Source organism: Parvularcula sp. IMCC14364, from assembly GCF_030758415.1.
Lineage (GTDB): Bacteria > Pseudomonadota > Alphaproteobacteria > Caulobacterales > Parvularculaceae > Aquisalinus.
Genome location: NZ_CP132334.1, coordinates 1 through 12667 on the forward strand (window position 1 = coordinate 1; position 12667 = coordinate 12667).

9 protein-coding genes are annotated in these 12667 nt (G+C 54.3%); 6 read left to right on the plus strand and 3 right to left on the minus strand.

Annotation, left to right across the window (positions count from 1 at the left end):
• The first annotated feature begins 365 nt into the window (after positions 1-365).
• The 3 genes from RAL90_RS00005 (at position 366) to recF (ending at position 4303) form a co-directional block, all read left to right on the plus strand.
• Positions 366-1871 (plus strand): DnaA ATPase domain-containing protein, encoded by a 1506-nt coding sequence (locus tag RAL90_RS00005; protein ID WP_306252485.1) that lies wholly within the window; start codon positions 366-368, stop codon positions 1869-1871.
• 169 nt (positions 1872-2040) lie between these two features.
• Positions 2041-3156 carry a DNA polymerase III subunit beta gene (dnaN, locus tag RAL90_RS00010; RefSeq protein ID WP_306252486.1) on the plus strand — a complete coding sequence of 372 codons (1116 nt, stop codon included), beginning with the start codon at positions 2041-2043 and terminating at the stop codon, positions 3154-3156.
• Between the two features lie 13 nt (positions 3157-3169).
• A complete protein-coding gene (gene recF / locus RAL90_RS00015) occupies positions 3170-4303 on the plus strand; it encodes a DNA replication/repair protein RecF (RefSeq protein WP_306252487.1) in 1134 nt (377 codons plus the stop codon).
• 38 nt (positions 4304-4341) lie between these two features.
• On the opposite strand, the gene RAL90_RS00020 is transcribed toward recF, so the two are convergent.
• Positions 4342-4776 carry a hypothetical protein gene (locus RAL90_RS00020; protein WP_306252488.1) on the minus strand — a complete coding sequence of 145 codons (435 nt, stop codon included), beginning with the start codon at positions 4774-4776 and terminating at the stop codon, positions 4342-4344.
• A 41-nt stretch (positions 4777-4817) separates the two neighbouring features.
• On the minus strand, positions 4818-5072 hold the full coding sequence (locus RAL90_RS00025; protein WP_306252489.1) for a hypothetical protein: 255 nt from the start codon (positions 5070-5072) through the stop codon (positions 4818-4820).
• A gap of 371 nt (positions 5073-5443) precedes the next feature.
• Between RAL90_RS00025 and gyrB the strand changes: the two genes are divergently transcribed.
• Complete coding sequence (gene gyrB / locus RAL90_RS00030; RefSeq protein ID WP_306252490.1) at positions 5444-7882, plus strand: DNA topoisomerase (ATP-hydrolyzing) subunit B; 2439 nt, start codon at positions 5444-5446, stop codon at positions 7880-7882.
• A 42-nt stretch (positions 7883-7924) separates the two neighbouring features.
• Entirely contained in the window at positions 7925-8923 is a 999-nt protein-coding gene (locus RAL90_RS00040; protein ID WP_372340390.1) for a TIGR00266 family protein, read from the plus strand.
• 94 nt (positions 8924-9017) lie between these two features.
• Here the strand turns inward: RAL90_RS00040 and RAL90_RS00045 are convergent, their stop codons facing one another.
• Positions 9018-10607: a SulP family inorganic anion transporter gene (locus RAL90_RS00045; RefSeq protein WP_372340488.1), complete on the minus strand. Its 1590-nt coding sequence runs from the start codon at positions 10605-10607 to the stop codon at positions 9018-9020.
• A gap of 405 nt (positions 10608-11012) precedes the next feature.
• Here RAL90_RS00045 and RAL90_RS00050 point away from each other — a divergent pair, with 405 nt between their 5' ends.
• Entirely contained in the window at positions 11013-12659 is a 1647-nt protein-coding gene (locus tag RAL90_RS00050) for an MFS transporter (protein ID WP_306252492.1), read from the plus strand.
• Positions 12660-12667: the final 8 nt, after the last annotated feature.

Here is a 12667-nt window from a genome sequence, read left to right on the forward strand (position 1 = left end):
GATTCTCTCAGTTCACAAAGGTCCAGGGGCAAGTCGGTAAAACGGCGTATCAGTTTCTAGAGTAAACAACATTAAGGGGTCAGGCTGGAAGGCGTGAAGGATCATTCTTCACGGATGGAAGGTCTACGGAAAAATCTGATAAAAGCAGGCAGTATCATGAAAAACATGACGGCAATCACCAGGGAGCAAAATTTTAGTGTTCGGGAGAAGCAAGCCTTCCGTCGAGTGCTGATTTTTACGGGCCGCCTGGGCTTTTAGATACGCCGGTTTCTGTCTGTTGGTGCTGAGGCGCCACACTCACCAAAATTGAAAAATTACAAAACGACTCGTCGCGGCCTTTAGAGCTGTGCGAACAGGGGACTATTATGTCTGGCGATATGGAATTGCAGCAAAAATTTGATCTGTACAAAACAGCTTTGAAAGCACGATATGGTAATGCAGCTTATGATCACTGGTTCAAACCATTGTCTTTGGTGAAGGTGCAGAACGGTCATGCCGTAATCGGTGCGCCGTCTGCTTTTTGTGCATCGCGCATTACAGAGAATTACTCCCGAGGCATGTTTGAGCTATGGAGAAAGAATATCGGTCCCATAGGCCAGATCTCTATTCGTGGTTTCAGGGATGTTCGTCAGCACGCAGATAACATGGCGCAGCGGGCTGAAGAATATCGCGAGGACAATATTCCCGGCGGGGGTGCCGGTCCGCTGCCGCCAAAAATGGCAGAGACATTCCGAAAATCTTCCACGGCATCTGCCGGCAAAGCGGTTACACGTCAGGAGCCACAGGAAGACCATGCCGGCTCAAAGGCAGGAAATGGCACCGGCATTGCGTCTCCCCTACATTCAGATTTCACGTTTGACCGGTTCTGCCTCGGTGATGCCAATCGCGTTGCTTTTCTCGGGGCTCGCAGCATCGTTGATGGGTCAGATGACCGCATGTTTTGCGTTTATGGCTCATCCGGGCGCGGCAAGACTCATTTGCTGAATGCGATCGGGCATGACTGGAAGATGCGCCGGGCCCATGAAAACGTGCTCTACCTGACGCATGATAATCTGCTTAATGGCTATGTCAGTGCAGTATTGTCCAAAAGCGTCAGCGAGCTACGCGACTATCTTGATGGAGTAGATATATTGCTGGTGGATGACATCCACCTGTTGCGCGGGCGCAAGGCCACCCAGGATGAGTTGTTGCATCTGCTGGACCGGCTGATTGCCTATGGCAAGACCATCGTGATTGCCGGCTCCATGGCCCCCTCTCGCCTCGCAGAAACGGGCCTGAACCAACGCCTTACAGATCGTATGAGTGGTGGTGTCTGTGTGCCGATCGACAAGCCTGACTATCAGCTGCGCATGAAAATTCTCAAGCAGATGGCTGATCTTGATATGGCCCAGAGCGGTTTTGTTTGTGAGGAGAAGGTTCTTCAGATGATCGCCCGTTCTTGCGATGCTTCCATCCGCGAGCTGGAAGGGGCCTACAAAATGATCCGCCTGAACATAAGGGCACAACGTGAAGAAGATGGCACAGATGCTCTGACAGAGCCACAAGTGCGAACCCTTCTGCGGCGTCATCTCAGCTCCCGCCCTAAGGAGACCTCGCTTGAAGATCTGATGAATGCGACGGCGATAGCGTTTAACCTTTCCACCCATGACATTATGGGGCGCAAACGGATGCAACCTATTGCCCGGGCACGTCATGCCTTTTGCCTGCTGGCACGGCGGCTGACATCGGCGCCGCTGAAAACGATTGGCGCGATGATCAGCCGGGATCACACAACCGTTCTCTCCAGTGTTGAGCGTGCTGAAGTGCTGGCGGAGACAGATCCTGTTTTCGGCGACCTGATTTCCGGCCTGATGGATGAATTTGAGGACTGATCGCACAAGTGTTTATAAATTTATCCCGACATTGCGGGCGCGGGGCTTCCTATCTGTCCCGTGCCTGTCTATAGTCTCTCACCCTGCGGGCATTCCAGGCTCGTTATGAGAGGGTGTCCGCTGCCATTTCTGGCCGGGTGGGCGGTTTCCAACGGAGAGATGAGATAGCATGAAGGTCATAATTGAGCGGTCGACATTTCTGAAAGCACTTGGGCATGTGCAGAGCGTTGTTGAGCGCCGCAACACCATTCCGATCCTGTCAAACGTGTTGTTGCAGGCTGAGGGGAGTGCATTGGCATTAACGGCCACTGATCTTGATATAGAGATTGCTGAACAGGTCTCGGCTGATGTGGAACAGCCCGGTGCCATAACGGCCTCCGCCCTGACGCTTTATGAGATTGTACGCCGCCTGCCTGAAGGGGCGCAGGTTCGTCTTGATACTGAAGGCAGTGACGGGCGTCTTAAGCTGACAGCCGGCAAATCCGACTTTAATCTGGCGGTCTTGCCTGATCAGGATTTCCCGAGTTTGACCGTGGACAATGAAGGCGTCATCTTCTCGATGCCGTCAAAAGAACTGAAGCGCCTGATTGACAAGACGCGCTTTGCCATGTCGCAGGAAGAAACCCGGTATTACCTGAACGGTGTTTATTTTCATGCTGTCACAGAAGGGGGGCGGGCCTTGCGTGCTGTGGCAACGGATGGTCACAGGCTGGCGCGGCTGGACAGCCCACTACCGGATGGGGCCGAGTCGATTCCCGGTGTGATTATTCCCCGAAAGGCCGTTCTGGAGCTGCGGCGCTTGCTTGATGATGCCGGCGAGCAGGTGCAGGTTTCCGTATCGGAAGCCAAGGTGCGGTTCATCTTTGATGATGTGACCCTGACTTCAAAGCTGATCGATGGTACTTTCCCTGACTATCAGCGGGTTATTCCGTCTGGTAATGATCGTACACTGAAGGTGGAGACGGCCGATTTTGCCAAGGCGGTTGATCGTGTCTCGACAGTCTCTGCGGACAAGACCCGTTCGATCAAGATGATCCTTGAGTCAGATCACCTGCAGTTGATCGTCAACAATCCTGAAACCGGCAGTGCCCAGGAAGAGCTTGCTGTAGATTACAGCGCGGAAGCCCTCGAAATCGGCTTTAATGCCAAGTATTTGCTGGATGTTGCCTCACAGATTGATGGCGATACAGCAACATTCGAATTTGCTGACCCTTCTTCGCCAACCCTTATTTCTGATGAAGAGGATGTGCAGGCGCTATATGTGCTGATGCCGCTGCGGGTCTGATTGCGCGGTCAGCATGGCTGAAGTAGCGGCAATTCGCCATATCAGACTGACGGATTTCCGCTCCTATGCAAGCCTGAACCTTGAATTGCGTGGTCAGCCTGTCGTGCTGAGCGGCCCCAATGGCTCCGGCAAGACAAATCTGCTGGAGGCACTTTCCATGCTGTCAGCCGGGCGAGGTATGCGCCGCGCGCGGCTGGGCGAGATCGCACGGCAAAATGGTCGAGGGGGCTGGACGGTAACGGCTCTGTTGAGTGGTGCGCTTGACGAGAGTCAGCTTGGAGTCGGCGTAGAGGCAGGGTCACCTGAAAAGAGAGTGGTACGGATCGACGGTGCATCAGCGCCCGGGCCGGCTACCTTGCTTGAGTATCTGAGCTTCCAGTGGCTGACGCCTGCCCAGGACCGGCTCTTCATGGAAGGCGCAGCTGAGCGCCGGCGTTTTCTCGACCGGATGGTGCTCTCGCATGATCCCACGCATGGCAAATCTGCCGCTACTTACGAAAAGGCGATGCGCCAGCGTACGAAGTTGTTGGAAGATCTGCCGCGTGCTGACCAGACTCTCCTTGGCATTCTTGAGCGGCAGATGGCAGAGGCCGGCGTGGCCATGGCCGCAGCGCGGCGCGAGATGACCTCAAGGCTGGCGGCTGGTGCGGATCAGTTGAACAACGCCGCGTTTCCTGCTGCTGATCTGGCACTCGAAGGCGCGCTGGAAGAAGCGTTGTCTGTTGAGAGTGCCGGGGATGTTGAGGAGGCTTACGAGAAGCGGCTGAAAGATGGGCGGTGGCGTGATGCGGCAGCTGGCCGCGCGCTCGAAGGGCCGCACAGATCCGATCTGTTTGTGATGCATCGCGAAAAACAGCAGGCAGCGCGGCTGTGTTCGACGGGTGAGCAGAAGGCGTTACTCATCGGTCTGGTGCTGGCCAATGCTACGGCCATAGCGGCCAATGACAGCCGGGTGCCATTGATTTTGCTACTGGATGAAGTTGCTGCCCATCTGGATGCCCACCGCCGGGCGGCGCTGTTTGACATTCTCCATGAAACAGGGATGCAGGCATTCATGACTGGCACTGATGCGGACCTTTTTGAGGCTTGGGGCAACAGGGCAGAGCATCTCGATGTGCGGGACAGTACCATATCGGGCTCGCTCTGATCAGTATCTAGAATAAATACCGCTGTTGATGACACGCCCTACTGTAACGCAGCAATTTCCTCGTCGAGAACTGCCAGAAACTCCTGACTCCATCCCTTGAAACGATCCATTCGAAGCATGGTCGATTGGTGCCAGATTTCAGTCATATTGAACTGGCGGTTGAAAACAGGATCCTTGCACAATACGGCTATCGGCTGGTTGAGCGTAAATCTTGAATCAGTCACGCCCGTGTCGGGCGCGTAGATGCCCACCGATGGATGAGTGATGACATGCTCATCCCACATCAGTTTGAAGTTTACACTTAACTGATCGCGCTCGTCGGACAAGCGCCCGCTATAGATATTGAGGTTGGTACGGAAATCGTCGGACATGAAATCAAGAAAGCGGTCCTGGCGGGATAACTCACGCAACGTATTGTCCACAAAGGATGGAATAATGTCACTGGTCATCTCCCCTATGGCTGTACTGATCATCTTTGCCGCTTCATCACTGGTATCACAGATGCGCAGGGCCTTTACGCCAGCGCGGGGCGGATATCATTTGACTCAGTGAGCAGCGCCATGCGGCCATCAAGTGCTGCGATATTGACCTCAACTTCGCTGCGCAAGCGCACGAGGGCCTTGTCTGCGCCTTCTTTGTTGGTGCGCTCAATATTCCAGTTATTGAGCTGCAAGGCGGTCAGCACGCCAACCAGAACCAGTGCAAACTCGATAAAGACGGTTACCCAATCTTGACGCTTCAAAGCCGATGCAATGCGTTGTGAGAGCATTTGTTCTATTCCCTGTTCAGACCAGTATATGGAAGTGCAAACTCTCGTGTAAGGAAAACTTTTTATTGCGCTTTTGCGCGAAAGAGATGCCGCCTGGCTGAGGGGGAATGTCCGTCGCAGAAGTACGGTCAGGCAGGTTTGTGCAATACGATCCATCATTATTGCACAGGTCTGAATCTGCTTTTTGCCGGTGTCGTTTCGTGGGGCTTACAACTGTTTTCAGGTGGGCTGTTGTGCCATTGGAAAATCATGCTGAAAAACTTTGTAAGTAATTGTTTTTGCACGGTAAAATAATCGTCATTGCGTTGGACCTGCCTCGCCAATTCGTGTACATTTTGCCGACTCAGATAACCATTTTTTGACAGGATATTATGACTTCAGATTCGGCTGAAAATTCGCCTGAAAACGGCACGCCCGCAGAAGGAGCAAGCGATGATTATGGCGCGGATTCGATCAAGGTTCTGAAAGGACTGGACGCTGTGCGCAAGCGCCCCGGGATGTATATCGGGGATACGGATGATGGCTCCGGCCTGCATCACATGGTCTATGAAGTTGTCGATAACGCCATAGATGAAGCGCTGGCTGGCCATTGTGATACGGTGACCGTTATCCTGAATGAAGATGGCTCTGTTTCTGTCAGTGACAATGGCCGCGGCATTCCCACTGCAATGCATACGGAAGAAGGTATTTCCGCCGCGCAGGTTATCATGACGCAGCTGCACGCTGGTGGCAAATTCGACCAGAATTCCTACAAGGTTTCCGGTGGTTTGCATGGTGTGGGGGTATCCGTTGTAAATGCCTTGTCAGACTGGCTGGATTTGACCATTTGGCGGGGCGGTAAAGAACATTATATGCGTTTCCATTATGGTAACGCTGATAAAGATCTGGCGGCCGTGGGTGACACGGACAAAACCGGCACGCGTGTGACGTTTCACCCATCTGATACGATCTTTACCCAGACAGAATTCGATTTCGATACACTTGAGCGCCGCTTGCGGGAGCTCGCGTTCCTGAACTCCGGGGTTACGATCATTCTGCAGGACAAGCGTCATGCAGATTTACGCGAAGAAAAGATGTTTTATGAGGGCGGCCTTGAAGCCTTTGTGCGGTATCTGGACGAATCGAAAACGCCGATCATGTCCGAACCAATCGGTTTCCAGGCGGAGAAGGACGGTATCACCGTGGATGTCGCCATGTGGTGGAATGACAGCTATCATGAGAAAGTTCTGTGTTTCACCAATAACATTCCGCAACGCGATGGCGGCACGCACATGGCTGGTTTCCGTGCGGCACTGACGCGTGTTGTGAACGGCTATGCTACGTCCACCGGCCTCCAGAAAAAAGAAAAAGTAAGCCTGACAGGCGATGATGCGCGTGAAGGCCTGACCTGCGTCTTGTCTGTGAAAGTGCCTGACCCGAAATTCTCGTCACAGACTAAAGACAAGCTGGTCTCTTCAGAGGTGCGGCCTGTCGTGGAAAGCCTTGTCAACGAGCAGTTGTCTATCTGGTTTGAGGAAAACCCGGGTGAGGCCAAGAATCTCGTGCGGAAAGTGGTCGAAGCGGCTGCTGCCCGTGAAGCTGCCCGCAAGGCGCGTGAGTTAACACGGCGCAAGGGCGCTCTGGATATTTCGTCCCTGCCCGGAAAGCTCGCGGACTGTCAGGAGCGCGATCCTGCCAAGTCAGAACTGTTCATTGTGGAGGGTGACTCGGCGGGGGGCTCTGCCAAACAGGCGCGGAATCGGGAGAACCAGGCGATCCTGCCACTGCGCGGCAAGATCCTCAATGTGGAGCGCGCGCGTTTCGATCGTATGCTGTCCAGCCAGGAAATTGGCACCATGATTACGGCACTTGGTACGGGCATCGGTCGTGATGATTTCAATATCGACAAGCTGCGCTATCACAAGGTCATTATCATGACCGATGCGGATGTCGATGGGGCGCATATTCGCACGCTGTTGCTGACGTTCTTTTTCCGGCAAATGCCGGAGCTGGTCGCGCGTGGTCATCTTTATATTGCCAATCCACCACTTTATAAAATTGAACGTGGCAAGTCGCAGCAATATCTGCTCGATGATGAGGAATTGGAAAACTATCTTTACCGTGAAGGTATCGAGGGTGCGCATGTCGAGTTAGCTGATGGTGAGATTATCACCGGCAACGATCTTTCCGATATGATTGAAAAGTGTCGGGCTTTCGAGAAAAAACTTGATCCGTTTCCGGCGCGTTTTTCGCGCGATGTCATTGTTCAGGCAGCACTTGCCGGGGTCATGGGCGAATCTGTAGAGGATCAGGCCGCAGCAGTCCGTGTTGCGGCGCGTCTCGATATGGTGGCGGATGAGGTTGAGCGTGGCTGGGTTGCCAACCTTGATGGCTCAGGCGGCCTGTCCGTCGAGCGCGAAGTGCGCGGTGTCCTTGAGATACATACATTGCATACTGAGTTACTGGCCAACGCTGACGCCCGCAAACTGGCTGAGGCGACGGAGGCTATTCAGGAAGCCTTTGCCAAACCGGCGACATGGCGTGTGAAGGAAGATGAGACAAGGATATACAGCCCGGCTGGCTTGCTGGCCGCGGCCAGTGCGGCTGGAGAGAAGGGCATACGCCTGCAACGCTATAAGGGTCTGGGCGAGATGAATCCCAACCAGCTCTGGGAAACAACACTGGATGAGAATGCGCGCTTGCTGTTGCAAGTCAAAATCGATGCAGCCGATAAGGCCGACAGCATCTTCTCGCGCCTGATGGGGGATGTGGTGGAGCCACGCCGTGAGTTCATTCAGGATAATGCCTTGTCAGCGCAGCTGGATATTTAAGCGCGTTACCCGATACAAAGAGCCGGAGAGGAAAACCGTTTCATGTGGTACTACATCACCGACAGCAACCAGCGTAAACAGGCACATGCGGATGAATTGCCATTGCTGGAAGAGCAGGGCGCCATCAAACCATCGACCTTGATGTGGACGGATGGTATGGCTGACTGGCAGCCCGCCTCAGAAGTGCGGCCGGAGCTCTTTGACGACAAGCCTGATGTGAATCTGCCTTCTATCCCTGCGAAAGTGATCAATAGCGATGTTGTTGATTATGACATTCTCGGTGATGACATGCAGATTGTTGAAGTCGAGCTTGATCCCGGAGAGGTAGTCATCGCTGAAGCTGGTGCCATGAACTATGTCGAAGAAGGGATCACATTTGATACGCGGATGGGAGATGGGTCGAATGCTACCGAGAGCGGCATCATGGGTATCATCAAGAATATCGGTAGTCGTGTACTGACGGGTGAGTCCATCTTTATGACGCATTTCACCCACGAAGGGCAGGGCAAGAAGCGGGTCGCTTTCGCGGCGCCATATCCCGGCAAGATCATTCCAGTTGATCTGTCCCAGATAGGCGGTGAGTTGATATGTCAGAAAGATTCGTTTCTCTGCGCAGCGAGAGGCACCAAGCTCTCTATCGCCTTTAACAAGAAATTTGGTGCAGGACTGTTCGGTGGTGAAGGTTTCATCCTGCAACGTCTTCAGGGTGACGGCATGGCGTTTGTCCATGCTGGCGGTACTGTGGTGAAAAAAGAGCTGAAAGGGGAAACCCTTCGGGTAGACACAGGCTGTCTTGTCGCCTTCGCGCCGACTGTCGAATACGATATTGAACGTGCCGGCAATCTGAAATCCATGATTTTTGGTGGTGAGGGGCTTTTTCTGGCTACCCTGAAAGGTCATGGCACGGTCTATTTGCAGAGCTTGCCCTTCGCGCGACTGGCAGACCGCATTGCCGGGCAGATTGCGCCTGGTGGCCGCCGTCAGGGAGAAGGGTCCCTGTTGGGCGGTGTTGGCAACTTGCTAGATGGTGATGGCCGCTAGCCGGTTTTGCAGCGCAGTGCCGGTTTCCACCCCCAAGACAGAAACAGCAATCAGGGCGATTTTCCGTCGGGCTTAGCTCTTGCGAGCTTTCAGGTCAGTGACCAACACCGAAGATGCCTGTGCGAACAGAATAATCAGTCGCAACCTGATAATCCGGGTCGTCATCTGAATCGATCATCAACTGGCCAGCACGGCTTAAGAGCTGATGGCAGTCACGCGAAAGATGTCGCAGACGCAACGTCTTTCCTTGTGCTTCATATTTTGCGGCCAGGTCTTCAATCGCCTGCAAGGCAGACTGGTCAACCACGCGGGAGCGCATGAAATCGACAATAACAATATCAGGATCACTCTCCGGGTCGAACAGCTCGCTAAAACCATCCGTTGAGCCGAAGAACAGCGGCCCGTCGAGTTCATAGGTTTTGGCACCCGGTACTGAAACACTGTCACGCGCTGAAATATGAATGCGTCTGGCGTTATTCCATGCATAGGCAAGTGCTGAGACGATGACTCCAACCACTACAGCCGTGGCGAGATCATATCGCACCGTGACACAGGTCACGAGGATCATCACGAAAGCATCCGTGATTGGAATTTTGCGCAGGATCATGAGGCTGCGCCATGCAAACGTGCCGATCACGACCATGAACATTACGCCAACCAGCGCGGCCAGCGGGATCTGTTCGATAAGGCCTGAGGCGAAAAGAATGAAAACCAGAAGAAAGAGTGCGGCGGCGATCGCTGACAGGCGCGTGACGCCGCCGGATTTCACGTTGATCATGGACTGACCAATCATGGCGCAGCCACCCATGCCACCGAAAAAGCCGGTAACGACGTTTGCCGTTCCCTGTGCGATACATTCCTGGGACGCGCCGCCCCGCCTGCCCGTCATTTCACCAACAAGGTTGAGGGTGAGCAGACTCTCGATCAGGCCAATGGCCGCAAGAATGACAGCATAGGGCAGAATAATTTCGAGCGTTTCCAGCGTGAATGGTACAACCGGAATGTGAAAGGCTGGCAGGCCGCCTTCAATGCTGGCGAGATCACCAACCCGGGGCACATCCAGGCCAAAGATGATCACGATCAGCGCGACGATCAGAATGCCGGCAAGGGGGGCGGGAATGGCTTTAGTGACCTTCGGTGTCGCCCAGATGATCGCCATTGTCAGCGCCGTCAGCCCCAACATGAGAAACAGCGGCCAGCCGCTCATCCACTGACCACCGGACATGCCGTGTCCCGTGGCAACGGCCGTGCCTGGCACCTGAAACTGGGAAAGCTGTGCAAGGAAGATGACGATGGCGAGACCATTGACGAATCCGAGCATGACAGGGTGTGGCACCAGCCGGATGAATTTGCCAAGGCGCAAGGCCCCGGCGGTCAGTTGCAGCAGGCCCATCAGGACGACAGTGGCGAACAGGTATTCTACGCCATGCTGTGCAACCAGGGCGACCATCACCACGGCAAGCGCGCCAGTGGCACCGGAAATCATGCCGGGCCTGCCGCCGATGACGGCTGTAATCAGTCCGACGATGAACGCAGCATAAAGCCCGACCAGGGGATGCACCCCAGCAACAAAAGCAAATGCTACCGCCTCGGGTACCAGTGCCAGTGCAACAGTCAATCCTGCGAGTGTTTCTGTTTTGATTCGACCCGGTGTGAAGTCGGACAATGTGTCCGCGCCGGTCATGTCAGCAATGGTAATGCGTTCGGCAAACGCTTTCAGTCCCGGCTTTGCCATGGCGTGATCCTGATCTTGAAATCTGATTTTCCCTCAGGCCACGGGTAAGCGGAGTTATGCTGCAATGCAACATAAACTTTCAGAATTGCCGTAAAGGTATGTGTCTTCTTGTCAGGCCATGCCGGCTGCCATCAGCAGCATTGTCAGCAGTGTGAGACCAAAAAAGGCCAAGGCAGGTGTTGCTTCACTCATCATCATTCCCCATGCGCCCGCGATATTGCTAGCATGGGGCGATAAACAGACCATTGAGAGACAGGGTTAACGGGCGGACTTCCTTCACAGCTTGCATCAGGCGATTACATTCCGGCAAAACGTGGCTAAGAAGATAAGTCAGGCAGGCAGCAACCGGACGCAATGACAGAAACGAAAACACCTCCCGCGCCCGGCGAGACCGAATATCCGGTGGTTGAGCGTTATGCCGTGCTGGCGGCGTCTGTGCTGGGGTCGTCCATGGCCTTTGTGAACGGGACGGCAGTTGCGCTGGCATTAGACCCCATTCAATTGGACCTTGATGCGAGTCTCGGAGAAATCCTCTGGGTTGCCAATATCTATATGGTTTTCATGGCCGCATTGATCCTCATTGGTGGTGCGCTGGGAGACTTTTTCGGGCGCCGGGCAGTATTTGCCTGGGGGGTCGGTATATTTGCGGTGGCCTCCCTTTTTTGCGGCCTTGCGCCCAATTCTGATCTGTTGACGGCAGCGCGCGCCATGCAAGGCGTCGGTGCGGCGCTTTTAACACCCATGTCGCTGACCCTTATAGCTGATGCTTTCACCAAGAAATCTCGTGGTATGGCCATGGGTATCTGGTCGGCGGCTTCCGCGCTGATGACAGCTCTCGGGCCACCCCTTGGCGGGATATTGGCGGAAAATGTTTCCTGGCGGTGGGTATTTTACATGCACATTCCGCTGGGGTTGATTGCTCTGGCAGTCACACTTTTTCTGACCAAGGCGAAGCCGCCGCCGCGCAAACCGGAGAGCCTGGATATTCTCGGGGCGTTGCTCGCTTTCACAGGCTTTGCCGGTATCAGCTATGGCTTGATTACGCTCTCGGAAACATCAGAACGCAGCATGTTCACGCTACAATCTGTGACCTGGCTTGGGCCTATTATTATCGGCATTGCTGCGCTGGCCTGGATGATCCGTGTGGAGCGCAAGGCGGCAACGCCTATGCTGCCGCTTGAGCTGTTCCGCTCAGGGATGTTCAATGCCATCAATGTGGTGACGCTTTTGCTTTACGGGGCTATGGGCGGGATATTCGTCTTCTATCCCATTGTGTTAAAAGATGCCTATGGTCTGGGTGTTGATGAAACCGGCATTGCTTTTCTGGGCTTTGTTGCGCCGATGGCGATTATCACGATTGTCTCTGGCTATCTGATGAAGCGCTTCGGAGTACGGTTGATGTTATCCCTTGGTTCGGCCATCTGCGGGATCGCCTTTTACTCGATGTGCTTCATTCCGGCGGCAGGCACTATTTCTGGCGCTTTCATCTCCATGCTGATTTTCGGGATCGGCATGGCACTGGTTGTGCCAGCGATGACCACAGCCATTTTCAATGCAACTCCCGAAGAGAGTCATGGTTCTGCCTCGGGCGTCAACAATGCGGCAGGGCGTGCGGGCACGCTTTTCTTTGTGGCTGCCTATGGCGCGATTGTCGGGTTCGCTTTTGACATGGCGGCAGGACCGGAAGCCAGGCTCGTCGGGTATGGTTCCGGTGAGAAACTGACCGGCGCTGCGCTGATTGATTTTCAGGATGCGATGGTGACGAGTTTCGAGGCCCTGGTACTGGTTTCCATCAGCGTCATGCTGGCCTGTGTGATTGTTTCAGCATTTTTTATCTCGGAGACGATAGAGCGTGGCTCCTTCCGCAGTCAGGCAAGGCATATCATTCTTGGCTTCCTGCGCCTTTTCTCCTCAGGTCCATCGCGAGAAAAAGAGATTGAAAAACAACACCCTCTTACGGCAGAACGGGATAATCCTTCTGATAACGACAAAAACGGCTAGGTGAGCAA

What these genes read in the sequence shown, in the direction of transcription:
- RAL90_RS00005 (WP_306252485.1), top strand. Translation starts at nt 366, where the DNA reads ATGTCTGGCGATATGGAATTGCAGCAAAAATTTGATCTGTACAAAACA.
- RAL90_RS00040 (WP_372340390.1), top strand. Translation starts at nt 7,925, where the DNA reads ATGTGGTACTACATCACCGACAGCAACCAGCGTAAACAGGCACATGCG.
- recF (WP_306252487.1), top strand. Translation starts at nt 3,170, where the DNA reads ATGGCTGAAGTAGCGGCAATTCGCCATATCAGACTGACGGATTTCCGC.
- RAL90_RS00020 (WP_306252488.1), bottom strand. Translation starts at nt 4,776, where the DNA reads ATGATCAGTACAGCCATAGGGGAGATGACCAGTGACATTATTCCATCC.
- RAL90_RS00050 (WP_306252492.1), top strand. Translation starts at nt 11,013, where the DNA reads ATGACAGAAACGAAAACACCTCCCGCGCCCGGCGAGACCGAATATCCG.
- RAL90_RS00025 (WP_306252489.1), bottom strand. Translation starts at nt 5,072, where the DNA reads ATGCTCTCACAACGCATTGCATCGGCTTTGAAGCGTCAAGATTGGGTA.
- gyrB (WP_306252490.1), top strand. Translation starts at nt 5,444, where the DNA reads ATGACTTCAGATTCGGCTGAAAATTCGCCTGAAAACGGCACGCCCGCA.
- dnaN (WP_306252486.1), top strand. Translation starts at nt 2,041, where the DNA reads ATGAAGGTCATAATTGAGCGGTCGACATTTCTGAAAGCACTTGGGCAT.
- RAL90_RS00045 (WP_372340488.1), bottom strand. Translation starts at nt 10,607, where the DNA reads ATGACCGGCGCGGACACATTGTCCGACTTCACACCGGGTCGAATCAAA.